We start from the raw sequence: 22,002 nt of genomic DNA on the forward strand, positions 1-22,002 counted from the left end.
TATTCAGGATTCAGGTTATTCCGGCATCGCGGCCTTAACCGCAGCCCCTAACTCATCCGGGTTAAACTTAGGGATGAATGCGTTGGCACCTACACGCTCAACCATTGCCTGGTTAAAGACACCACTCAGAGAGGTATGCAAGATTACATGCAGATCTTTCAGGTCGGCATGATTACGGATCTCTGCCGTTAATGTATAACCGTCCATCTCCGGCATTTCAATATCGGAAATAACCAGAGCAAGTTGCTCGTAGATACTTGACTCTTTCGCCATCTCCTTAAGCAGCTCGATGGCTTCCTTACCGTCTTTAACCATTACACATTCGCAGCCGATAGCTTCAATTGCACGCTGGATCTGCTTACGAGCAACAGTGGAATCATCAGCGACCAGCACTCGACGAACAACCGGCATATCATCAACCAGCTCTTCAAGTACCGTACCTGTGATATCGGTATCAACCGGAGAAATCTCATCCAGGATTTTTTCTACATCCAGGATTTCTACCAGTTCGTCATCGATTTCTGTTACCGCTGTCAGGTAGTTTTCCTTACCTGCACCTTGCGGTGGCGGAAGAATCGATTCCCAGTTCATATTAATGATTCGCTCAACAGATGAAACCAGGAAGCCTTGGATCGAACGGTTAAATTCCGAGATGATCACAAAACAGTTATCCAAATCATCAATTGGACGGCCGCCAGTTGCTAGGCTCATATCAATAACAGAGATAGTCTGTCCGCGAATATGAGCAATCCCTTTTACTAATGGGTGCAAATTTGGCATTGTAGTCAACTTAGGGCACTGAAGCACCTCTTTGACTTTAAATACGTTTATACCGTAGCGCTGACGTCTGTTGAGTCTAAAAGTTAATAGCTCCAACCGGTTTTGACCAACAAGCTGGGTGCGCTGATTCACTGAATCAAGTATCCCCGACATAAGGGTGACTCCATGTTATGCGTTTTTATTTCTATACGTGTACGATAAGCAGCCCTATCGTACACGTATGATGAGCTTCGAGACTAATTTTAGCCCCTGAGACTATGCATTGAAGAGTAGAAACCGTGACCCAAAGAACACATTTAACACTCTTAATATTACTAATCGGCCTGCCGGCAATTTTCTTTAGCACAAATATGTCAGCAGCGCCGCAAAATACCTTAGATAGAGTACAACATACCGCTGAGGAATTCGTCAAAAATGTTGTCGAAAAGCCAGAAAAAGGACAACTCACTGTCAAAGCAGCAAATTTAGATTCCCGACTCAAGCTGACACCCTGTCCAGCCCAACTTAAACTCTCAATACCCGGTAAACAGAACCTATCCGGTAATGTTACCGTCTTAGTTCGCTGTGAGCCAGAAAACTGGCAAGTTTATGTCCCAGTGCGTATTAAACTGCTCCTACCACGAGTGGTTGCGGCGAAGCCCCTTTCCCGCGGCGAAGTCCTTTCTGCCTCCAACCTTGATATCAGAATGGTTGAAACCCGCTTCCAGCGCGGCATTCTTTTTGATAATCCGCAACAAATCATCGGTTCGAAAGTCAAAAGAAACGTCAATATGGGTGACACCGTCGAAGGTGGTGACATCTGCCTGGTCTGCCGTAATGATTCTGTGCTGATCAAAGCCGGCGGAAACGGACTCAATATAGTAACAAAAGGAATAGCTCTGTCTGACGGCTCACTCGGAGAGCAAATCCGGGTTCAAAATACTAAGTCAAAGCGTATTGTCGATGGTATTATCACTGGCGTTGGTGAAGTAACCGTAAATTTTTAATTTAATGCTAAAGTTATTTTTGAGGTGGCCGAAACAAAGGCTGTATCTAATTTAATGCTCAAAGGCTTATTTTATGGCAAGTATTGATCAGCTACGCTCCGGCCATCCGATGACGACGGCCCGAAGCAGTAGCAACAGCGCGTCTGGCTCAACGTCAGAAGCAGCTAAAAATCAGCAGCTTGCGGCCTCCGGAAACGGCCAAAAGGATGCTGTTTCCCTGAGTTCGCAAGGTAAAGCTGTCGGACAAATTCACCAACAGCTCGCCGCTGAACCCAGCTTTGACAGCGCTAAAGTCGCTGCAATCAAAGAAGCTATTACCAATGGCGACTATCAGATTGATGCTGAGAAACTGGCGTCAAATATGATGAAGTTTGAAGATGAGCTGCGTGGTCTGTAAACGCAGCCTGTCACTTTGCAATTTGTGATTCAGAGAGATAATGATGTCCCAAACCATTGAACAGTTACTAGAGCTGCAACTGGCGACCCTAGTTTCTCTCTCTCGCCTGCTGGAACAAGAAAAAGAGGCAATAGTCGCCCGTAAAGCGGCAGATATTGCCCGGCTTGCAGGCGACAAACTGGCCTTGATAAACAAGGTACAACAGCAGGATCACCAAATTGCGAGTCATGCTCATCGACAACAGTTAACTGAAAACCCGGAGCTGGCGGAGAAGATTGAAACCATTCAGACAACTGTCTCACGCTGCAAAGAAATCAACGAAGTCAATGGCGAGGCTCTTCAGCGCGCCCAGCTTAGCTTCCACAAACTCAATAACTTGTTCCAGCAAAGCCGTGGCAAACAACAAATGACTTATAACAGTAGTGGTGTTGCCCAAAACATCCGCTCACTTGGCACAAATATCAAAGCCTAAGCGCGGCATACCGAATGTGCCTATTCCCTCTCCCCATAACTCCCTGCTGTATACGTCATCGTAAACGTCAGGCGTTTTTCTCCCCCCCAAAGACACCGCTAAAGTCAGTTTTTTTACATAAAACTCGTGCAGCAAGCATTGCCTCATCACAGTATCATCTCAAATTACTCGCTAACTCATGCTTCATGCTTCATGCTTCATGCTTCATGCTTCATGCTTCATTATCCAATCAGATCAAAAAGGCGAAGCGTGTAAATACATCGCTTCGCCTATTCTCTCAGTTCCAAATCAGATTGCTCAGATGAATTCCTAGAACAACGTCTCTTGGTTTGTCGGAACGTGATACACTTCTCCGTGCTCTTTCATACGATCCATCTGACGAAGATCAAGTTCCATCTCCGTTACGTAGCTGTCACCAACAGGATAACTACGAATTACCTTCGCACCACGAATGATGCCATCGACTGCGCCGTCGGTATTTTCAATTCCCAGCTGCTGATCTTCCAAGCCGGCACGGGCACTGATACGCATACCATAAACCTGTTCAGTTAATTCACGGTAAGCATCCAATTTGGATGCTCGCATCGCACGCACCTGCTTTTCTTCCAACGTTCTTCCACGTTGCTCACTGATAGAGGCATACCCCACGGCAGTGATCAAATCTTTATTTGGGATCTGGGTCAGAGGCTGACAACCAACCAGTAAGACAATTACCAGCATTAACCAATAACGCATAACAACTCCTAAGGTTTCAGCACAATATTATTGCGCTCAAAGGTATCCGCTTCATTACGGATAATTTTACCGTTTTGCAGACGCATTTTATTGAGAGTATCAAGATCCCGACCGATTCGATCTGATGGCAGGAATCCCTGTGCTGTAGCAATGACGACCCGCGAACGCATACCAATAATACGAGCATTGACCATAACACCACCACCCTGCCTTAGCATAGTCCCTGTCAGCACATAATCGACCGGTTGTTGGGATGCCAACTCCTGCCAATTTCTGCTAATAGCAAAGTCACCTGCTGGCGTTACCTTGATAGCCCCTGTCGCTTTATAATCAACAACGGTATAACCCCGCTGCTGCATCTGATAGATAAAGCCTTCAGTAACAGTATTGCCCAGCCAATTGGTTTCACTCATGTCCTGCAGATCAACAAATGATGTGACAGCCAGTGGTGTTTTGGCACTCAGGTACTGATTAGAAGTCACTAACTGCTCAGTGAGCCCTTCGACAAAAAAGTCCAATGTGTGACGTGGCGTTTCCGCTAACAGAAAAGAACTGCCGGTATAGGGCTCTTTACCGTTATATATCGGAGAATATGAGCAAGATACAGTCATCGCTGCCAGTATCAGGACTATCCATTTTTTCATTCTTGCCTGCTCCGGTGAAAAGATAGTTGTAGCCTGTTATCGTTCATTTTCAGAAAAACTTTACTGATTAATTCCTTATCATTACAAAAGTGAGTTAAGGAACACTCTTTGCATGATGTTCATATACTTGAAAGAAGAAACAGCACGTTTTATCTTCAGTTAAATACTTGGCAAGCAATTTTCGTACCTAAGTTGAATACAATGAATAGACAACTAAAAAAGCTCCTCGTCAGCCTATCTTTATTTGCCTCATTCCAGGCCAATGCCGCTTGGATGGAAGTAACAGGTTCAGCCATGATGCTGGAAAGTGAAAGTACTGCACGCATCAACGCCCTGGAAGATGCAGTATATCAGGCAATGAGCTATGTAGGAGCTGATATTGCCAGCTTCTCGCACTTACGCCCTTACCTTGCTACCGATCAGGAAGAATACCAATTCAGTGGCAGTGAAGTACGTCACGTAATGGTGTTGGATACGAAAAAGAAAAGCGGCAAATATTACCTGACAGCACGTATTGATGTTTACCCATCGGCAAAGACTTGCCACAAGGTACAGTACAAGAAAGGCGTATTGCTCGGTAACTTTACTATCACCTCACCACAGCATGCATCAATGGGTGGCGTTTACCAGCTAGGTAATGATTTTACCCAGATGCTAAAACGACAAATAGAGAGAAAGTCACAAAGCTTTATTGTTTCTGGCATAACACGTGTCCCAATAAACACCGGGCAACCTACCACATTAACAATGCTTGCCGAAGACACTGATGCCCAGTACATCGTCAATGGTCAAATTACCGACTTAACGTCAACGTTGGATCAAAATCTGCTGAAAAGTGACAAAATCAACCGTCAATTTGCAGCCACCCTGCAAGTTATTGACGGCAAGACAGGAGAACTTCTGTTACAAAATAATTACCGGGAAATTGCCCAATGGCCATTTTCTAAAGTCAGCCAAGTTGATACTCGCGGTGCTCGCTTCTGGCAGTCCAGTTATGGCCAGGCAGTGCAGAGAGTCAGCAGGAATATGATGCTGGACTTAGAAACAGCGCTTTCCTGCCGCACCAGCCTGCCGGAAGTCGTCAACGTGTTTGGCAATACCGTTCATATTAACATTGGTCGTATCCACGGTATCAAACGCGGTGATCAACTAAAACTTTGGCACAGCGCCGGCTTTATCGATCAACAGGGGATCCCGCGCAACCGGATGGTACAGACAGACATAACTCTGACGGCTGAACGGGTTTATGAAAAATCAGCCGAGCTCACAATCGAACAAACAGAGCTGGCTTCAAGCATCCAGCCTGGTGATTTACTAACCAAGCAGTTACCTTGATGATACTAATTGCTTAAAAAACGGAAAGATTCAGGTATAATAGCAAACCAAGCAAGTCTGGAATGCTCCCTTAGCTCAGCTGGATAGAGCGTCCCCCTCCTAAGGGGAAGGCCACAGGTTCGACTCCTGTAGGGAGCGCCATTTTCTTGGTTTGCCAATACCAACCATCATTTTGACTCTCTTGTTCTCCTGTTATAAAACAGCCCTCTTTGTCATATACATAGCTTCATTCGCCTCCACTGAATACAAGAACACTAACAGTAAGTACATCGCCAGTTTTTTATTTTGACAAATAACAAAAAACCCCGCCAAAGCGAGGTTTGATTCTCTTTCTCTTATTTGAGAAAAGATGAAATTTGGTGGAGCTAACCGGGATCGAACCGGTGACCTCTTGCATGCCATGCAAGCGCTCTCCCAGCTGAGCTATAGCCCCAAAAGCTGATTAAAGATACTAAAAATATAATTAAATCATGTCAATACATGACTCTCTATCAAGCCATACCACATAACAATTCTGTTAGCCGATTCACACTTTAAGACCAGCCCATTGCCTGCACCTTATCATGAAAAGCTCAACGAAAAACAATGAATCGCTTAATAAGAATTAAAAAAAATGATCGTGTTCTACGCTTTAACTGTATCAATTGGTAATGAATACACGAATAACCTGATAGTTAATTATGGAGAAGTCAGACGTATGAAAAAACTAGCCGCCCTTGGGGCAATCCTGTTGCTAGCTGCTAGCTTTGGCTCTTCTGCATATATCTTAACTGGTACCGATGCAGATCAACCTGAGGATGCTGTAAAGCATTGTGCTACAGCTAAAAATTATTGGGTATGTATCGAGAACTACAAGAGATTCAACAAATAATAAAAAAGCGGAAGAGACAGATCACCTCTTCCGCTAGCTTTAGCTTATATTAAGTAATTAAATTAAGCGTTAGCTTCACGCTCGGCAATGAACGCCAATGCCATATTGATACGAGCAACAACTCGCTCCTTACCAACAAGCTGCATTACAGCATCTACAGATGGAGACTGGCCTTGACCAGTAACAGCTACACGCAATGGCATACCAACTTTACCCATACCAAGTTCCAGCTCTTCACAGGTTTCCTTGATCAGGTTGTGCAGGTTTTCTGTTGTCCACTCCGCCATTGCCTCTGCTTTAGCAAGAGCCAACATCAGTGCTTCTTTTGCTACCGGGCGCAGATGCTTCTTAGCTGCACCGGCTTCAAACTCATTGAAGTCCTGGTAGAAGTAACGAGACTGTTCGGCCAGTTCAATCAGAGTATTACAGCGCTCACCCACCAGCTTAATCACCTCAGTGATTGCAGGGCCGTTAGTGATATCAATTTCTTTCTGATCCAGGTGCCATTGCAGGTACTCAGCAACATACTCAGGTTCAGCAGTCTTGATGTAATGGTTGTTCAACCACAACAGCTTGTCTGTATTGAATGCTGAAGCGGACTTACTGATTGAGTCCAGGCTGAACAGCTTGATCATCTCTTCCAGAGAGAAAATTTCCTGATCACCATGAGACCAGCCAAGGCGTACCAAGTAGTTCAGTAGCGCCTGTGGCAGGTAACCTTCATCACGGTACTGCATTACACTTACCGCGCCATGACGCTTAGAAAGTTTCGCACCATCATCACCAAGTATCATTGCACAGTGAGCAAATTCCGGTACAGGCGCGCCTAGAGCTTTGTAGATGTTGATCTGGCGCGGAGTATTGTTGATGTGATCTTCACCACGAACAACTTGAGTAATTCCCATATCCCAGTCATCAACAACAACACAGAAGTTGTAAGTCGGGCTACCATCAGCACGGCGAATGATCAGATCATCAAGTTCACTGTTAGCGATCTCAATACGGCCACGTACGTGATCATCAAAAACAACAGTGCCTTCTTTCGGGTTACGGAAACGAATAACGAAAGGTGTTTCTTCTGTTGCCGCTTCATTTGCTTCAATTACACGCGGATGCTTAGCATCGTAACGAGGCTTCAGGCCAGAAGCCATCAGCTCTTCACGTAGCTCATCAAGAAGCTCTTTCGGACAGTAACACTTGTATGCTTTATCTTCTGCAAGCAGCTGATCGATAAGCTGGTTATAACGATCGAAACGTTTAGTCTGATAGTATGGGCCTTCGTCCCAGTTCAAACCAAGCCATTCCATACCTTCAAGGATGGCATCAATCGCTTCTTGCGTAGAGCGCTCAAGGTCGGTGTCTTCAATACGAAGAACGAATTCACCATCCATGTGCTTTGCATGTAACCAAGAATATAGAGCTGTTCGAGCGCCACCTACATGCAAAAAGCCTGTAGGGCTCGGAGCGAAACGAGTTTTAACCGTCATTGAACATTACCTAATTTGTGAGGAAATTCGCAGTACGAACACTGCGAGATAGATGAACGCTATTTTACCACCGTGATGTAAATCTACAATGACTCGAAACAATGCAGTTTTAGCAGAAATAATTCTAACGTTTTTTAGTAACATTCATATTCTTTGCCTTATCCAAGTTATCTTCTTCTAATGGGGCTTTCGCAGCACGACCATCTTAAAACGCAACACAAAACAATGTAAAACCAGACGTGTGACCAAGCTCCTACAACCCAAACAATAACACCACAAATCTTTTTAAATTGATGATTTAACAAGTAAAATTACGATAAAAACACCTTGACATGGATTGGCCACATTTGGTGGGCGATAAGGAGAAATGATGAAGTTAAAACAACTTGCCTTGGCTGCAATACTCCCCTCTCTTTCATTTAATTGCGTGGCTGATGTCATTCTAACGCTGCCAGATAACGTTCGCCTCCTGGCAATCAATGAAGTAGAAGCAAATAAAGGATGGGACAGCATCTTCAAAGGTACAGACGAATCAATCACCCTCAAAGATGGAGAAAACCAACTGGTTTATCAAATTGACCATTACTTTTATAAAGGTGATACCCAAAGTGAGCGATACCGCTCTGGGCCGATGATACTGACATTCACTGCAGAAAATACAAATCTGCAACTGGCCCTGCCTACCTTTTCCGACATAGAGCAAGCCAGAGCATTTGCCAATCTACCGACACCAAAATTCACAGATAAGACAGGAAAACCTTACCCTTTTAAGCATGACAAACTCAGTATCAAGGGGTTAGCCATCAGCCATGATTATGCTGACTATGTAAAGTCATACAATGCACAAGGTGGCACCGCCGCTTGGACAAACTCTTCGGCTATAGCAATCGTTTCTCCAATCTCTAAGGCATCAACGCCAGAGATAATTCCAACGACTACAGTACAAAGTACAGAACCAAATAAAATTCAAACTAAGCAAAGCCAATCAGCGGTAGCCGCTGAGAAACTTAAATATTGGTTCAATCAGGCAGATGATAAAACTAGAAAGGAATTTATCAACTGGGCGATTAATAACTTATAACTGAAATTACTACCGATAAAAATAAAAGGGCCCAAAGGCCCTTTTTCATATTCATGCAATCTTAATTAGAAATAAACCATCTAGCTAATTTTCAAAAGCAAAATAACAAATAATGGGAGCCATTCAGGCCCCCATTATTAATATCTTAACTTAGGTATTAGATTAGAAACCGTATTCCATACCCAGGCGTACAACAAATGTATCCTTCTCGATCATTTGACCATCATCATTTGCTGATTTCAGATCACGCTGTGCTATACGCAAGTAAGGAACAAAGCCATTCTTCGAATACATCAGCTGACCAGAAAGAATGCTATCTTCATCATTATTTTTCTTACCGGCTGTTTCTGATTCAAAGTTCTCGGTATACCCCAGCTTAAAGCCCCAAGGACCATTCCAGTATTGACCGATAATAACGAAAGAGTCTTGATCTGTCTTCTCACCGCCAACGACATCACTTTCACCAGACTTATAAGCACCCGCTAAGCCAAAACCGGCTGGCAAAGATGCTTCAAAGCCAACTAGATAACCGAAAGTATCAGCCATTGTTGAGTCAACTTTATCAACTTTACTCCAAACAGGCGCAGTTTCAGGTTTCTTATCAGCATCAACCCAATCCCATTTTGCAGCCGAGCCATCTTTCAGCTTGCGGTCACTTTCTGATTCAAGTCCGACATGGAAAGTAACCATATCAGCGACACGATAATGTGCAGAAGCCCCATACCAGTTGTTACCGTCAACATCTTTATCACCACGGCCTGTCGCTAAACTAAAATTAAAGTCTCCGAAGCTGGGTGAGTCATAACGAGCCATATCACCATGGCGATCACGATGGAATTTAACATCACCACCAAAGTCCCAGGACGCACCCAAACCTGGGTTAGCATAAGGCCAATCAACTAATTCATACATTGGCGTTAACATACGACCAAAACGTACCTTACCCCAGTCACCTTTCATACCAATAAAGGTGTCTCGATTACCCAAGGTGGCACCTTCGCCATCTTCACCCACATAACCTGATTCAACCTGCATAAAGACGTTCAGGTTATCAAACATATCTTTACCGGCGCGGAAACCAATACGGGATTCGTTTTCGTAATCGTAACCAGTACTTGCATCTTTTGATACATTGGTTGAAAGGTTTGTTTCATCGGTATCATAATTAACGACAGAGATTGCAGCTACACCATAAACCTCTACATTAAAGTCATTATTTTCACCGATTTGGTAAGCATTAGCAGACGCAGATACCATAGCTGCTGTAGCAATAGCAGCACCCAGAACAGAGCGCTTAAAGATCTTATTCATGGAAAAACTCCTAAAAAATACTAGCTGTATACCGATGCCCAATAGGTTGGCCGCCGAAGGCACCGAGTAAGTCTCCCGATATTTCAACTCAATAATAACCGAGTTAAATCATACGTTTTAGTTCATTCAGAACTGCTGTTTCACTTCAGCTATTAGACTACTTTCGCGGCGCAAAACATCAATCAGAACTTAATTTATTGTTTTAAAAATATGATGAGTAACAAACTTTTGACGCTAAAGTGATCAGTATCATATATTCCACGCCAACAATAACACTCTGACTAAAAATCAATTAAATACAATAACTTAAAAAAATAAAGGTATGAATATTGTGATCGATTTCTAAGAGCAATAATGAAACTTACTTTGTTTCATTAACTAAAAACCAAATTTAACAGAATGGTTATTTGAGAATATTTCGTTTAAAAAAATAACCAAAAGGAATATTCGTGTATTAGGTGGGAGATTAGAGATTGGAGGAAATTATGGCGCAGACTTTTTGGTCTGCGCCATATTTACTGATGGGAATATTATTAACGATTCATGAAATCAACCAAGTCTTGCTCATCCCAGATTTCAATATCAAGATCCTGGGCTTTTGTCAGTTTTGAACCCGCTGCTTCTCCGGCAACCAGCAAATCGGTCTTCTTCGAAACACTACCCGTTACTTTGGCGCCAAGATCCTGCAGTGCTGCTTTAGCTTCAGAGCGGGTTAACTGAGACAGGGAACCTGTCAGTACCACAATTTTTCCGTCAAGCGGCAATTCAACACCTTCTTCACGCTTCTCAATCGCTGGCCAGTTGATCCCTTCTTCCAGCAACTCGTTGATCACTTTAAGGTTATGCTCTTCACGGAAGAAGTTATAAACGTGCTCAGCGACGATATCACCGACATCTGGTACTTTAATCAGCTGTTCTTTACTGGCCGCATTGATCGCATCCAGTGTTTCAAAATGAAGAGCAAGGTTAGCCGCGGTTGCTTCACCCACTTCACGGATCCCCAGTGAATACAGGAAACGAGGCAATGTAGTCAGCTTGGATTTTTCCAGCGCATCCACCAGCTTCTGAGCTGATTTCGGCCCCATACGTTCCAACACGGTCAACACGCCCGCTGAAAGCTTAAACAGGTCTGCTGGTGTGGAAACCATTTCACGGTCTACCAGCTGCTCAATAACTTTCTCACCACAACCATCTACATCGAGAGCTTTACGGGAAACAAAGTGCTTAAGGGCTTCGATACGCTGAGCCTGACAGAACAAGCCACCTGAACAACGGGCAACAGCTTCTCCTTCGACACGCTCAACTTTGGATTCACAGATCGGACAGGCTTCCGGGAAAATAATTGGCGTGGCATTTTCCGGACGGCGAGACTCCACTACAGACACGATCTGTGGGATCACGTCACCAGCACGACGAATAATCACGGTATCGCCAATCATCACACCAAGACGCTCAACTTCATCTGCGTTGTGAAGAGTTGCATTACTCACCGTCACACCACCAACAAAGACAGGCTCAAGCTTGGCAACCGGAGTAATCGCACCTGTACGACCGACCTGAAACTCTACGTTGTTCAGTAAAGTCATTTCTTCTTGTGCCGGGAATTTATAGGCGATCGCCCAGCGAGGTGCACGGGCAACAAAGCCAAGCTGATCCTGAGTCTCGACATCATCAACTTTGATAACAACACCATCGATTTCATAAGGCAGCGACGGACGTTTTTCTGCAATATCCTGATAATAAGCAATCACGTCGTCTAAGCTATTCAGCTGACGAATTTCAGGGCACATTGGAATACCCCACGACTTCAGCTGAACCAGGCGTTCATACTGACTTGCCGCCAGATCCATGCCTTCAACAACGCCCACCGAATAAGCAAAGAAGCTTAGCGGACGAGTCGCAGTGATCTTTGAGTCCAGCTGACGCAAACTGCCGGCAGCAGCATTACGCGGGTTAGCAAAGGTCTTTTCACCTTTCTTTTGAGCACGGGCATTCAGTTCATCAAAGCCTTGCTTAGGCATGAATACTTCACCACGCACTTCCAGACGCTCCGGCCAACCTTCTCCCTGCAACTTCAGAGGGATAGAACGGATAGTACGAACATTGGTTGTAATATTTTCACCGGTTGTACCGTCGCCACGGGTGGCAGCCTGAACCAAAATGCCATTTTCATACATAAGGCTGACAGCCAAACCGTCAAGCTTTGGCTCACAACAGTAGCTCAGAGATAGCGATGGGATCAGACGATCCTGCATTCGCTTCTCAAACGCACGCAACTCATCATCGTTAAACGCATTGTCTAGCGATAACATTGGCAGTTCATGAGTCACTTGCGTAAATCCATCCAGCGGCTTGCCGCCAACACGCTGACTTGGTGAATCCGGAGTAATAAGCGCTGGATTTTCAGCTTCCAGCGCCAGCAGTTGCTGCATCATCCGATCATATTCAGCGTCAGGGATCTCCGGGTTATCTTCTACGTAGTAGCGATGCCCGTGGTATGCAAGTTGGTCGCGCAGCCCCTTTAGTTGCTGCTGAATGTCTTGACTCATTGTTCTTCCTATCGAATAAAAAAGGCCCCGAAGAGGGGCCTGATTATAAGCTAATTATTTCTTGGTGTTATGCCCGAGAGTAGAGTTTTGCCTTTTCCCGATATTCATCAATACGGTGCGGGGTAATCATCGCCCTTTCATGGTCTAACACATCAGCTCCGAGCTCATCAGCAATTCGTTGAACCGTCTGAAGCATAATATTAAAGTTGTAATCCGCTCTGCCCGGACAAGGCAACATCAGATAAAACGCAATTCCCGGAGTTTCAAAACTATCATCGCCGCCCTCAGGGAACTGAGCCGGGTGAACCATGTTGGTGACCGAGAAAATAATTGCTCCGGTACCTGCATTTTCAGCATGACGGTGGTACACCGAATTTTCCCCATAGAACAGATTATTTTGTTCCAGAGTATTAAATAATTTACTACCAGTCAGAATCTCACCGTTACGAGCATGAATATTCAGAACCAGATAATCAGGTGGCAACACAGGCTCTGGCTCCACTGAAGACTCTGCAACTTCATCAGCAATCACTTCATTACTGATCGGTTGTTGTGGTTCAACGACAGGTTCTGCAGTTTCAGTTGGCTCAACAACAATCATCTGCTCTGGTTCTTTCAACTCAGGCTGAGGAAGCTCTGCCTCAGCTGTCACCTGCTTGATGCCTTCTGACTGAGGCTGAACAATTTGTGGCTGAGGTACATTCACCTCTGGCGTCATCATCGGCTCTGCTGACGGCTGACTGACCGCCTCTGCAACTTTAGAAGCCGGCTCTTGCTGAGCTGACATCTTCGGCAAATCAAAATCAGCAGACTCTTTAAAATTACCTGCGGCTGAATCCATCAGGGGATCAACCTCAGCCTTATCACCAAAGTGCAGTTCAGGTTCTTTACGAGGCGGTCGCGGATTTCCCTGAGCCGGTTCATCGCTGTTAACCACTCTTACGTTACCCACACCGTCTTCATCAAAACCATCCGCATCAACCGGCTTGGATGATTCATCTAACTTGCCCAGCGGCTTTTCACTGAACTTAGCGGGTTTTTCCTTTCGACTGCTCCAAAGGCCATGCAACAGTAACGCGGCAATCGCCAACGCACCGACAATAATAAGAACCAGACGCAATTCCTGCATATGAATACTCTGAATATACTCGTTACCCATTACGGGACTAATGACACACGATAATTCATCGGGCTGCCCAGAACATGAATCCATCAGGCCTGGAGTAACACCGAATAACTCTACCGATTCCTTTTATTATCTCGCTTATCCCAAGGCAGATAATAAAAGGAATCTCCAATAATGTACCAAATCTAAGATCATAAAGAGAAGTTGATTATATCGATTCCTGCAAGATAGTGTGGCTGAGCACAAAAACGGACAAAAATCAGCCGGAATATTGCGATATTTTACTTTTAATCTACACGATTAAGGTGATGATATTTGATTCACTGCACCGCTCACCGTTAATATGCACTCACCAGCCTTTTCTCATATTTAAGTTCATTGATAGAGAAAAGCCCATAAAGGAGAATCAGATGCGTCAGTCACCAGCAATCCAACACCCGGTCAGTGGTGCCCAGTATTTCTTCAAAGGAATGTCACTGGCCATGCAGCCCGGTACCCGCCGTTTCGTTCTTTTACCGCTGCTGGTGAATATTCTGCTTTTCGGAACGGCTTTTACTCTGGTGTTGAGTCAACTCAGCGAGTGGATCGATAGCTGGCTGGCTTACCTGCCGGAATGGATGGACTGGCTATCCTATATATTGTGGCCATTACTGGCTGTTGCCACCCTCGTCACCTTTTCCTATTTCTTCAGCACCATTGCTAACTGGATTGCAGCACCTTTCAATGGCTTACTGGCAGAACACCTTGAAGCCAAACTTACCGGTGAACGCCTGCCGGATGCTGGCATTAAAGCCATCATCAAAGATTTCCCTCGTATCATGCACAGGGAATGGGTAAAGCTGAAATACTACCTTCCTAAGGCCATTGGCCTGCTTATTCTGCTATGTATCCCAGCTATAGGCCAGACGGTGGGCCCAGTGCTCTGGTTCCTGTTCAGTGCCTGGATGATGAGTATTCAGTATGCCGACTACCCTTTCGATAACCATAAGGTACCATTTAGCGCGATGCGTGATGCCTTGAAAGTTAAGCGCGGTAAGTCACTAAGCTTCGGTAGCCTGGTGATGCTCTTTACTATGACTCCAATCCTAAATCTGTTTGTTATGCCAATCGCAGTCTGCGGTGCAACAGCCATGTGGGTAGACAACTACCGTGATGAATACAAACGGAGATAAGCTCAGATAATGAATAAAGGAAAGGTGAGTGTCTGTCGATTCTCGCCTTTCTTATTTTTAAAAGGCTTGGATAATCGACCTTCCCTCATACCAAGCCTTCACGGCTTAGCTCGTACCGCCCCTTAATAGTCCCCCTCTGACTCTGAGAGATTCCCTTGTAGGGGTCACTCATTTCCATCGCCTCCAACAATGCGCCTCTTATATAACAATAAGATATAACAATTAATTACTTTCCAAATGAACATGACCGATTATTCTTTAAGTGTCATTTTTACAGATCGCGTTACGAAGGAACGAAAAGCATGAGCAAAATCTACGAAGATAATTCCCTGACTATTGGTAACACCCCGCTAGTTCGTCTGAACCGTGTCAGTAAAGGTAATGTGCTGGCCAAAATAGAAGCGCGTAACCCAAGTTTTAGTGTTAAGTGCCGTATTGGCGCAAACATGATCTGGGATGCCGAAAAGAAAGGTATTCTGAAAGAAGGCGTCGAACTGGTTGAACCAACCAGTGGTAACACAGGTATTGCCCTTGCTTTTGTTGCAGCAGCTCGCGGCTACAAGCTAACCCTGACCATGCCGGAAAGTATGAGCTTAGAGCGCCGCAAACTGCTCAAAGCCCTTGGAGCCAATCTTGTCCTGACTGAAGCACCAAAAGGCATGAAAGGCGCTATTGAAAAAGCAGAAGAAATTGTGGCATCCGATCCATCGAAGTACCTGCTTCTTCAACAGTTCAACAACCCGGCTAACCCGGAAATCCATGAAAAGACCACTGGACCAGAAGTCTGGGATGCTACAGATGGCGAAATAGATGTCTTTGTCTCAGGCGTCGGAACCGGCGGTACATTAACTGGTGTCAGCCGTTATATTAAACAGCAAAAAGGCAAAGCCATTACTACTATTGCAGTTGAGCCATCAGAGTCGCCAGTTATTACTCAGACCCTGAACGGCGACGAAGTACAACCAGCTCCGCATAAAATTCAGGGTATCGGCGCAGGCTTCATTCCTGGCAACCTCGATCTGACATTAATTGATGAAGTTGAGCGAGTAAGCTCCGAAGAGTCCATTGAAATGGCTCGCCGCCTAATGGATGAAGAAGGGATCCTGGCCGGAATTTCATCTGGCGCAGCGGTGATTGCAGCAAACAGAATTGCAGAGCGTCCGGAGTACGCAGGCAAAAACATCGTTGTTATTCTACCAAGCTCTGGTGAACGTTATCTTTCAACCGCACTCTTTGCAGGGCTATTCACTGAAAAAGAAACCCAACAGTGATCACATTTTGAAAGATTAGGTTCACGATTGTTGCTCAAAAGCCCCCCAACAGGGGGGTTTTTTGTTGCATTTTGAACTGAGCTTTAATATAAATCCGTTGAATTTTATTTTAAGCATCAAAATAAAAGGTCAATAAACCGCCATCTTGATGCATCAAAAACAAGAAATGTCACAAAAATTTGACTTGGATTAAGCAAATACGACGGACTGTTGGGTAGTTTATACTCCAGATTAGCGAGCTAATGTTATCCGCGTTAAGCTTACTTTCAGTTAAGTAAATATCAAATACTACTATATCAATAATCGGGGTGAAATATGTATCAGAAGCAAGTTGAGATCACTGCAGAAAACGGTCTACACACTCGTCCAGCAGCTCAGTTCGTAAAAGAAGCTAAAGGTTTCGACGCGGACATCACTGTTACTTCTAACGGTAAGAGCGCAAGCGCGAAAAGCCTGTTCAAACTACAAACTTTAGGTCTGGTAAAAGGTACAGTTGTGACTATCTCTGCTGAAGGTGCTCAGGCACAGCAAGCTGTAGATCACCTAGTTGCCCTAATGGACGAACTGCACTAATTCGCAGTCCGTTTGTTACTTCCCCTAGTTTTAAGTTAATTTAAGGTAAGGCTATGATTTCAGGTATCCTGGCATCTCCTGGTATTGCTTTCGGTAAAGCACTACTACTGCAGGAAGAAGAGATTGTTCTAAACAAAACTCCTGTCGCTGCAGACCAAATCGAAAACGAGATTCAGCGTTTCTTCGATGCTCGAAAAAAATCCTCTGAGCAACTAGAAGTAATCAAAGAAAAAGCAAGAGCAACCTTCGGTGAAGAGAAGGAAGCCATCTTTGAAGGCCACATCATGTTGCTGGAAGATGAAGAGCTAGAAGAAGAAATCATAGCCTTCATTAAAGACAACAAAGCGTCTGCAGACCTTGCAATTCACTCTGTGATTGAAGAGCAGGCGACAACGCTTGAATCACTTGACGATGAATACCTAAAAGAGCGTGCAACCGACATCCGTGATATCGGTAACCGCGTTGTTAAGAATGCTCTGGGCATCAACATCGTAAACCTAAGCGCAATCAACGAAGAAGTTATTCTGGTTGCTAACGACCTGACTCCTTCTGAAACTGCTCAAATCAATCTGAAATTCGTTCTTGGCTTCGTGACTGATATCGGTGGTCGTACTTCACACACCTCTATCATGGCGCGTTCTCTGGAACTACCTGCAATCGTAGGTACTAACGACATCACAGCTCAGGTTAAGAATGGTGACATGCTGATTCTTGACGCAATCAACAACAAGATTGTGATTAACCCATCTGACGATGAGCTGACTAAATTCAAAGCTATCCGTGACGCATACCTAGCTGAAAAAGAAGAACTGGCTAAACTGAAAGATCTTCCAGCTATCACGCTAGACGGCAAGCAGGTAGAAGTTTGCGGTAACATCGGTACAGTTAAAGACTGTGACGGTATTCTTCGCAACGGCGGTGAAGGTGTTGGCCTGTACCGTACAGAGTTCCTGTTCATGGATCGCGATGCCCTTCCAACTGAAGAAGAGCAATACCAAGCGTATAAAGAAGTTGCAGAAGCAATGCACGGCGAGCCAGTGATTATCCGTACTATGGATATCGGTGGTGACAAAGATCTGCCGTACATGGATCTGCCAAAAGAAATGAACCCGTTCCTTGGCTGGCGTGCAGTTCGAATCAGCCTGGACCGTCGTGAAATTCTACGTGACCAGCTTCGTGCTATCCTGCGTGCATCTGCGCACGGTAAGCTTCGCATCATGTTCCCGATGATTATCTCTGTTGAAGAAATCCGTGAACTGAAGGCAGCTATCGAAGAATACAAAGCAGAACTTCGTGCTGAAGGCCTGGCATTCGACGAAAACATCGAGATCGGTGTGATGGTTGAAACACCTGCGGCTGCTGCAATTGCACACCATCTGGCGAAAGAAGTTGCATTCTTTAGTATTGGTACTAACGACTTAACCCAGTATACTCTTGCTGTTGACCGTGGTAACGAGCTGATTTCTCACCTTTATAACCCACTATCACCTGCAGTACTGACAGTGATTAAGCAAGTAATCGATGCTTCTCACAAAGAAGGCAAGTGGACTGGTATGTGTGGCGAGCTTGCTGGTGACGAGCGTGCAACCCTACTTCTACTAGGTATGGGTCTGGACGAATTCAGCATGAGCGGAATTTCGATTCCACGCATTAAGAAAGTTATCCGCAACGCGAATTTTGCTGACGTTAAAGCTATGGCTGAGCAAGCACTGGCTATGCCTACTGCTGCTGAGATTGAAGCACACGTAGAAAAATTCATCGCAGAAAAGACCATCTGCTAATTAATAGCTGCAGATAGAATAAAACGCTTAGGAGCAACGATATGGGTCTGTTTGACAAATTGAAGAAGCTGGTTTCAGACGACAGCAACGAAGCTGGTGCAATTGAAATCATCGCACCACTATCTGGTGAAATCGTAAACATCGAAGATGTGCCAGATGTTGTTTTTGCTGAAAAAATCGTTGGTGACGGTGTTGCTATCAAACCTGCTGGCAACAAAATGGTTGCACCAGTAAACGGTACTATCGGCAAGATCTTCGAAACTAACCACGCTTTCTCTATTGAGTCTGATGATGGTATCGAACTATTCGTTCACTTCGGTATCGACACTGTTGAACTGAAAGGCGAAGGCTTCACTCGTATCGCAGAGGAAGGCCAAACTGTTAAAGCTGGTGACGCAATCATCGAATTCGACCTAGCTCTTCTTGAAGAAAAAGCTAAATCAACTCTGACTCCAGTTGTTATCTCTAACATGGACGAAATCAAAGAGCTGAACAAGCTTTCTGGTGCAACTACAGTTGGTGAAACACCAATCCTGCGCATCAAGAAGTAAGATAGTAATATCTTCAAGAAAACGCAGCCTCCGGGCTGCGTTTTTTTATGGGTATAAAAGATATCAATATCGAGCATGAAGATGCGTGATATAAAAAAGCAAGAGCGGTGAACTCTTGCTTTTCTTGTCCTTCGAAGCAAAGCACACTCGCTTCTGCTATAAACTCTCTAAAACTTCCTTCGAAGGTGCAAAGAAATATGCGCCGTTAACAGCACGAGTGAAACGTAGCAGCTGATCAACTGTACCATCAGTTTCACCATACATGCTCTCCAGCATGGCGTTGAAGTTATGTTGCGTATTACAATAAGCAATAAACAGCAGGCCGTGATCACCAGTCACCGAGCCATATGGCAGGCTATGACGAACAATTTTAAGCCCTTTACCTTCCTCTTTGATATCAACACGACCAACATGTGAATCAGCAGGAACGTCCTCAAGCTCAACAGAATCTGGCTTAGTTCGACCAATCACTTTTTCTTGCGCTTCTACTGCCATCTTATTCCAGGCTGGCAAGTTGTGAATAAAGCGCTGAACCATAACAAAACTACCGCCGGCAAACTCACCATCAGCAATCAGAGCAACATTACGACGGGATTCTTCCGTTTTTGGGTTCTCAGTACCGTCAATAAAGTCGGTCATATCACGTGCGTCCAAGTACTTATAACCATAAGTCTCGTCCATAACTTCCACTTCCTGAGCAATTGGCTGCAAGAACTGCCGTAGCGTGTAAAAGTTAAGATCATGACGGCTGGAGTTCACGTGCAGCAAAATATCACCACCTGTTGCAGGTGCAGTAGTATCACCAGAACCTAACTGACGAAAATCGTCAAAACCAGCCGGGCAGCCTTTTTCCAGGCTCAACCAGAATGACTTACCAAAGGCGATACTAGCGCGCAGTGAAGCACCAGGCTGCTGCTCATTCACTTGCGCCAGCACATTATGAAGCTCCTGACATTGCTTGATCACAGCCTGCTTATCACCAGTAACTTTCATTACTACATACAGTGCAAACGGACCTGCTTCCGGCAAAATGGCTGGTTGTGCAATAGCCATATATTTCTCCTAATTATTATTAACTGACATCTTATACCCTGGCACATTAAAGTTACCGAGCAATCCCCTAAGTATCCTCAAAAATACTAGGGTATAAAGGCATAATTATAACGCTCAAGGTACCAAATAACTGAGTATTTCCTCTGCTATCAAAAATTAAATCTGCTCTTTACTTCCTTACGTTCGTAAACGAAAATTGGCACAGCTCACAAATACAAGCAATTGCATATAATGAAAAGCCTTCTGTCCCTATTCATCTCAATGTGTCTACTTGCACTGGCTGCCCCTTCGGCCGCCACTGAAAGCGTTTCTATACAGCTACGCTGGCTGCATCAGGCACAGTTTGCCGGCTTTTATATGGCAAAAGAAAAAGGCTTTTATCATGATGCCGGACTTGACGTTACTATCCTGCCAGGCGGTAACAACAAAGTACCAATCAAAGAAGTTCTTAACGGCAATGCTGATTTCGGTGTTGGCAACACTGAAGTGCTAGTAGCCTATGGCCGAGGGTTTCCTGTTACTGCTCTTGGGGCTGTTTTCCAGCTGTCACCATCTATCCTGATGGCAAACGCTGATAGTGATATTCAAACTATCCATGATTTAGTCGGAAAGCGTGTAATGATGTTTTCCGGCACTGAAGATGCTGAACTTATCCTTCTTCTTTCTCGTAACCATATCTCTCTTACCGATCTTGAACAAATAACAACATCAGCCAATATCAATGACCTACTTTCAGAAAAAGTAGACGCCTTCAATGGTTACCTGACCAATGAGCCATTCTTTTTTGAGGAAAGCGGCGCAAAAGCATTGATTTTCAACCCTGCAGATTACGGTATTCGCTTTTACAGTGATGTTATTTTTACCAGCCAGGCACTGGCTGAAAACCGACCTGAAACTGTTGATAATTTTCTGAATGCCACGATAAAAGGATGGTATTACGCCCTTACCCACATAGAAGAAACACTGGATGTCATAGAGCAAAAGTATCACCCACAGAAAAGTCGGGCTAACCTTGAGTATGAATTAAAGACAGCATCAAAACTGATCATGCCTGATGTTGTCGATATCGGTCACATGAGCCAAGCACGCTGGCAGCTCATTGCGGATGAGTTAGCTGAACTCAATATCATTCCACAGACGACTATAGATCAGAACTTCCTCTACCCGTTACGAAGCAAAATCGCCTGGCAGCAACTAAAGGTTTGGATTCTTATTGGCGCTATCTTGCTGACAATTACATCCATGGCTGCCGCTTACTTTTCTTATGTCAATCAAATGCTGAAAAAGGAGATATCGCGAAGGAAAGAAGCGGAACAAAGGGCTGAAGAAATGGCCCGAAAAGACACCCTTACAGGAATTGCTAACCGTTATGCCCTGGTCGAAAAACTGCATCATACGATAGCAAACAGCACCACCCGGAAACCTGCCTTGTTATTCATCGACCTTGATAACTTTAAAGCTGTTAATGACACCTATGGTCACTCCATCGGTGATCAGGTATTGCAGCGGTTCTGCGCACGAGTAAGTACACTGCTGGATAGTGAAACGACTTTTTTTGCCCGGCTGGCAGGCGATGAATTTGTCATCCTGCTTTACAACAGCAATAAACATGAAACGCGAAGACTGGCTCAATCGCTGTCAGCTTATGCCGGAAAACCCTTCTTCATTGATAACAATCGGATCCAAATTGGTGCCAGTGTTGGTATTACCTTTTATCGACAAAATGATACACCAGATTATTTTCTTTCCCGGGCCGACAGCAAAATGTACAGAAACAAAAAACGCTCCCAGAAGGAGCGTTTCAAAAACGTCAGTCATGTTCTTTAA

20 protein-coding genes and 2 tRNA genes are annotated in these 22,002 nt (G+C 44.6%); 13 read left to right on the forward strand and 9 right to left on the reverse strand.

Annotated elements, in window-relative coordinates; translation table 11 throughout:
* Positions 1-15 precede the first annotated feature (15 nt).
* On the reverse strand, positions 16-933 hold the full coding sequence (locus tag C942_RS13515) for a chemotaxis protein (protein ID WP_007466518.1): 918 nt from the start codon (positions 931-933) through the stop codon (positions 16-18).
* 125 nt (positions 934-1,058) lie between these two features.
* Between C942_RS13515 and flgA the strand changes: the two genes are divergently transcribed.
* The 3 genes from flgA to C942_RS13530 all read left to right on the forward strand — a co-directional run bounded on the left by flgA (position 1,059) and on the right by C942_RS13530 (position 2,635).
* Positions 1,059-1,766, forward strand: a complete 708-nt coding sequence (gene flgA / locus C942_RS13520; RefSeq protein WP_007466519.1) for a flagellar basal body P-ring formation chaperone FlgA — start codon at positions 1,059-1,061, stop codon at positions 1,764-1,766.
* A 73-nt stretch (positions 1,767-1,839) separates the two neighbouring features.
* The gene (gene flgM, locus C942_RS13525) at positions 1,840-2,163 is read left to right on the forward strand and encodes a flagellar biosynthesis anti-sigma factor FlgM (RefSeq protein ID WP_007466520.1); all 324 of its coding nucleotides are present in this window, start codon (positions 1,840-1,842) and stop codon (positions 2,161-2,163) included.
* A 43-nt stretch (positions 2,164-2,206) separates the two neighbouring features.
* Entirely contained in the window at positions 2,207-2,635 is a 429-nt protein-coding gene (locus tag C942_RS13530; RefSeq protein WP_007466521.1) for a flagella synthesis protein FlgN, read from the forward strand.
* 309 nt (positions 2,636-2,944) lie between these two features.
* Here C942_RS13530 and C942_RS13535 read toward each other — a convergent pair whose 3' ends face one another.
* The gene (locus C942_RS13535) at positions 2,945-3,370 is read right to left on the reverse strand and encodes an LPP20 family lipoprotein (RefSeq protein WP_007466522.1); all 426 of its coding nucleotides are present in this window, start codon (positions 3,368-3,370) and stop codon (positions 2,945-2,947) included.
* An 8-nt stretch (positions 3,371-3,378) separates the two neighbouring features.
* Positions 3,379-4,014 (reverse strand): FlgO family outer membrane protein, encoded by a 636-nt coding sequence (locus C942_RS13540; RefSeq protein WP_007466523.1) that lies wholly within the window; start codon positions 4,012-4,014, stop codon positions 3,379-3,381.
* Between the two features lie 201 nt (positions 4,015-4,215).
* Here C942_RS13540 and C942_RS13545 point away from each other — a divergent pair, with 201 nt between their 5' ends.
* Complete coding sequence (locus tag C942_RS13545) at positions 4,216-5,349, forward strand: flagellar assembly protein FlgT (protein ID WP_036800154.1); 1,134 nt, start codon at positions 4,216-4,218, stop codon at positions 5,347-5,349.
* A 64-nt stretch (positions 5,350-5,413) separates the two neighbouring features.
* A tRNA-Arg gene (locus tag C942_RS13550) sits at positions 5,414-5,490 on the forward strand.
* A 216-nt stretch (positions 5,491-5,706) separates the two neighbouring features.
* Here the strand turns inward: C942_RS13550 and C942_RS13555 are convergent.
* Positions 5,707-5,782, reverse strand: a tRNA-Ala gene (locus tag C942_RS13555).
* Between the two features lie 264 nt (positions 5,783-6,046).
* On the opposite strand from C942_RS13555, the gene C942_RS25365 reads away from it, so the two are divergent.
* Positions 6,047-6,220: a hypothetical protein gene (locus tag C942_RS25365; RefSeq protein WP_007466525.1), complete on the forward strand. Its 174-nt coding sequence runs from the start codon at positions 6,047-6,049 to the stop codon at positions 6,218-6,220.
* Positions 6,221-6,282: 62 nt separating this feature from the next.
* Here C942_RS25365 and gltX read toward each other — a convergent pair whose 3' ends face one another.
* Positions 6,283-7,707, reverse strand: a complete 1,425-nt coding sequence (gene gltX / locus C942_RS13565; protein ID WP_036800159.1) for a glutamate--tRNA ligase — start codon at positions 7,705-7,707, stop codon at positions 6,283-6,285.
* Between the two features lie 367 nt (positions 7,708-8,074).
* Between gltX and C942_RS13570 the strand changes: the two genes are divergently transcribed.
* A complete protein-coding gene (locus C942_RS13570; RefSeq protein ID WP_083882349.1) occupies positions 8,075-8,788 on the forward strand; it encodes a YccT family protein in 714 nt (237 codons plus the stop codon).
* Positions 8,789-8,950: 162 nt separating this feature from the next.
* Here the strand turns inward: C942_RS13570 and C942_RS13575 are convergent, their stop codons facing one another.
* The 3 genes from C942_RS13575 to zipA all read right to left on the reverse strand — a co-directional run bounded on the left by C942_RS13575 (position 8,951) and on the right by zipA (position 13,807).
* Positions 8,951-10,099, reverse strand: coding sequence for a porin (locus tag C942_RS13575; protein WP_007466528.1), 1,149 nt, complete (start codon positions 10,097-10,099; stop codon positions 8,951-8,953).
* 533 nt (positions 10,100-10,632) lie between these two features.
* Positions 10,633-12,648 (reverse strand): NAD-dependent DNA ligase LigA, encoded by a 2,016-nt coding sequence (gene ligA, locus C942_RS13580; RefSeq protein WP_007466529.1) that lies wholly within the window; start codon positions 12,646-12,648, stop codon positions 10,633-10,635.
* A gap of 67 nt (positions 12,649-12,715) precedes the next feature.
* Positions 12,716-13,807 carry a cell division protein ZipA gene (gene zipA / locus C942_RS13585; RefSeq protein ID WP_232428176.1) on the reverse strand — a complete coding sequence of 364 codons (1,092 nt, stop codon included), beginning with the start codon at positions 13,805-13,807 and terminating at the stop codon, positions 12,716-12,718.
* Positions 13,808-14,184: 377 nt separating this feature from the next.
* On the opposite strand from zipA, the gene cysZ reads away from it, so the two are divergent.
* The 5 genes from cysZ (at position 14,185) to crr (ending at position 19,122) form a co-directional block, all read left to right on the forward strand.
* Positions 14,185-14,946, forward strand: coding sequence for a sulfate transporter CysZ (gene cysZ, locus C942_RS13590; protein WP_007466531.1), 762 nt, complete (start codon positions 14,185-14,187; stop codon positions 14,944-14,946).
* A 302-nt stretch (positions 14,947-15,248) separates the two neighbouring features.
* Positions 15,249-16,217 carry a cysteine synthase A gene (gene cysK, locus C942_RS13595; RefSeq protein WP_007466532.1) on the forward strand — a complete coding sequence of 323 codons (969 nt, stop codon included), beginning with the start codon at positions 15,249-15,251 and terminating at the stop codon, positions 16,215-16,217.
* A gap of 315 nt (positions 16,218-16,532) precedes the next feature.
* Positions 16,533-16,790 (forward strand): phosphocarrier protein Hpr, encoded by a 258-nt coding sequence (ptsH, locus tag C942_RS13600; RefSeq protein WP_007466533.1) that lies wholly within the window; start codon positions 16,533-16,535, stop codon positions 16,788-16,790.
* A 53-nt stretch (positions 16,791-16,843) separates the two neighbouring features.
* On the forward strand, positions 16,844-18,571 hold the full coding sequence (gene ptsI / locus C942_RS13605; RefSeq protein WP_007466534.1) for a phosphoenolpyruvate-protein phosphotransferase PtsI: 1,728 nt from the start codon (positions 16,844-16,846) through the stop codon (positions 18,569-18,571).
* A 41-nt stretch (positions 18,572-18,612) separates the two neighbouring features.
* Complete coding sequence (gene crr, locus C942_RS13610; RefSeq protein ID WP_007466535.1) at positions 18,613-19,122, forward strand: PTS glucose transporter subunit IIA; 510 nt, start codon at positions 18,613-18,615, stop codon at positions 19,120-19,122.
* Between the two features lie 156 nt (positions 19,123-19,278).
* Here the strand turns inward: crr and C942_RS13615 are convergent, their stop codons facing one another.
* Complete coding sequence (locus C942_RS13615) at positions 19,279-20,175, reverse strand: Dyp-type peroxidase (RefSeq protein WP_007466536.1); 897 nt, start codon at positions 20,173-20,175, stop codon at positions 19,279-19,281.
* Between the two features lie 231 nt (positions 20,176-20,406).
* Between C942_RS13615 and C942_RS13620 the strand changes: the two genes are divergently transcribed.
* Positions 20,407-22,002, forward strand: coding sequence for a GGDEF domain-containing protein (locus tag C942_RS13620; RefSeq protein ID WP_007466537.1), 1,596 nt, complete (start codon positions 20,407-20,409; stop codon positions 22,000-22,002).

Origin of the sequence: Photobacterium marinum, assembly GCF_000331515.1 — a bacterium.
Taxonomy (GTDB): domain Bacteria; phylum Pseudomonadota; class Gammaproteobacteria; order Enterobacterales; family Vibrionaceae; genus Photobacterium; species Photobacterium marinum.

What these genes read in the sequence shown, in the direction of transcription:
- C942_RS13535 (WP_007466522.1), bottom strand. Translation starts at nt 3,370, where the DNA reads ATGCGTTATTGGTTAATGCTGGTAATTGTCTTACTGGTTGGTTGTCAG.
- C942_RS25365 (WP_007466525.1), top strand. Translation starts at nt 6,047, where the DNA reads ATGAAAAAACTAGCCGCCCTTGGGGCAATCCTGTTGCTAGCTGCTAGC.
- ptsI (WP_007466534.1), top strand. Translation starts at nt 16,844, where the DNA reads ATGATTTCAGGTATCCTGGCATCTCCTGGTATTGCTTTCGGTAAAGCA.
- ptsH (WP_007466533.1), top strand. Translation starts at nt 16,533, where the DNA reads ATGTATCAGAAGCAAGTTGAGATCACTGCAGAAAACGGTCTACACACT.
- C942_RS13515 (WP_007466518.1), bottom strand. Translation starts at nt 933, where the DNA reads ATGTCGGGGATACTTGATTCAGTGAATCAGCGCACCCAGCTTGTTGGT.
- C942_RS13545 (WP_036800154.1), top strand. Translation starts at nt 4,216, where the DNA reads ATGAATAGACAACTAAAAAAGCTCCTCGTCAGCCTATCTTTATTTGCC.
- C942_RS13620 (WP_007466537.1), top strand. Translation starts at nt 20,407, where the DNA reads ATGAAAAGCCTTCTGTCCCTATTCATCTCAATGTGTCTACTTGCACTG.
- ligA (WP_007466529.1), bottom strand. Translation starts at nt 12,648, where the DNA reads ATGAGTCAAGACATTCAGCAGCAACTAAAGGGGCTGCGCGACCAACTT.
- zipA (WP_232428176.1), bottom strand. Translation starts at nt 13,807, where the DNA reads ATGGGTAACGAGTATATTCAGAGTATTCATATGCAGGAATTGCGTCTG.
- C942_RS13570 (WP_083882349.1), top strand. Translation starts at nt 8,075, where the DNA reads ATGATGAAGTTAAAACAACTTGCCTTGGCTGCAATACTCCCCTCTCTT.
- crr (WP_007466535.1), top strand. Translation starts at nt 18,613, where the DNA reads ATGGGTCTGTTTGACAAATTGAAGAAGCTGGTTTCAGACGACAGCAAC.
- cysK (WP_007466532.1), top strand. Translation starts at nt 15,249, where the DNA reads ATGAGCAAAATCTACGAAGATAATTCCCTGACTATTGGTAACACCCCG.
- C942_RS13540 (WP_007466523.1), bottom strand. Translation starts at nt 4,014, where the DNA reads ATGAAAAAATGGATAGTCCTGATACTGGCAGCGATGACTGTATCTTGC.
- C942_RS13615 (WP_007466536.1), bottom strand. Translation starts at nt 20,175, where the DNA reads ATGGCTATTGCACAACCAGCCATTTTGCCGGAAGCAGGTCCGTTTGCA.
- C942_RS13575 (WP_007466528.1), bottom strand. Translation starts at nt 10,099, where the DNA reads ATGAATAAGATCTTTAAGCGCTCTGTTCTGGGTGCTGCTATTGCTACA.
- flgM (WP_007466520.1), top strand. Translation starts at nt 1,840, where the DNA reads ATGGCAAGTATTGATCAGCTACGCTCCGGCCATCCGATGACGACGGCC.
- gltX (WP_036800159.1), bottom strand. Translation starts at nt 7,707, where the DNA reads ATGACGGTTAAAACTCGTTTCGCTCCGAGCCCTACAGGCTTTTTGCAT.
- cysZ (WP_007466531.1), top strand. Translation starts at nt 14,185, where the DNA reads ATGCGTCAGTCACCAGCAATCCAACACCCGGTCAGTGGTGCCCAGTAT.
- C942_RS13530 (WP_007466521.1), top strand. Translation starts at nt 2,207, where the DNA reads ATGTCCCAAACCATTGAACAGTTACTAGAGCTGCAACTGGCGACCCTA.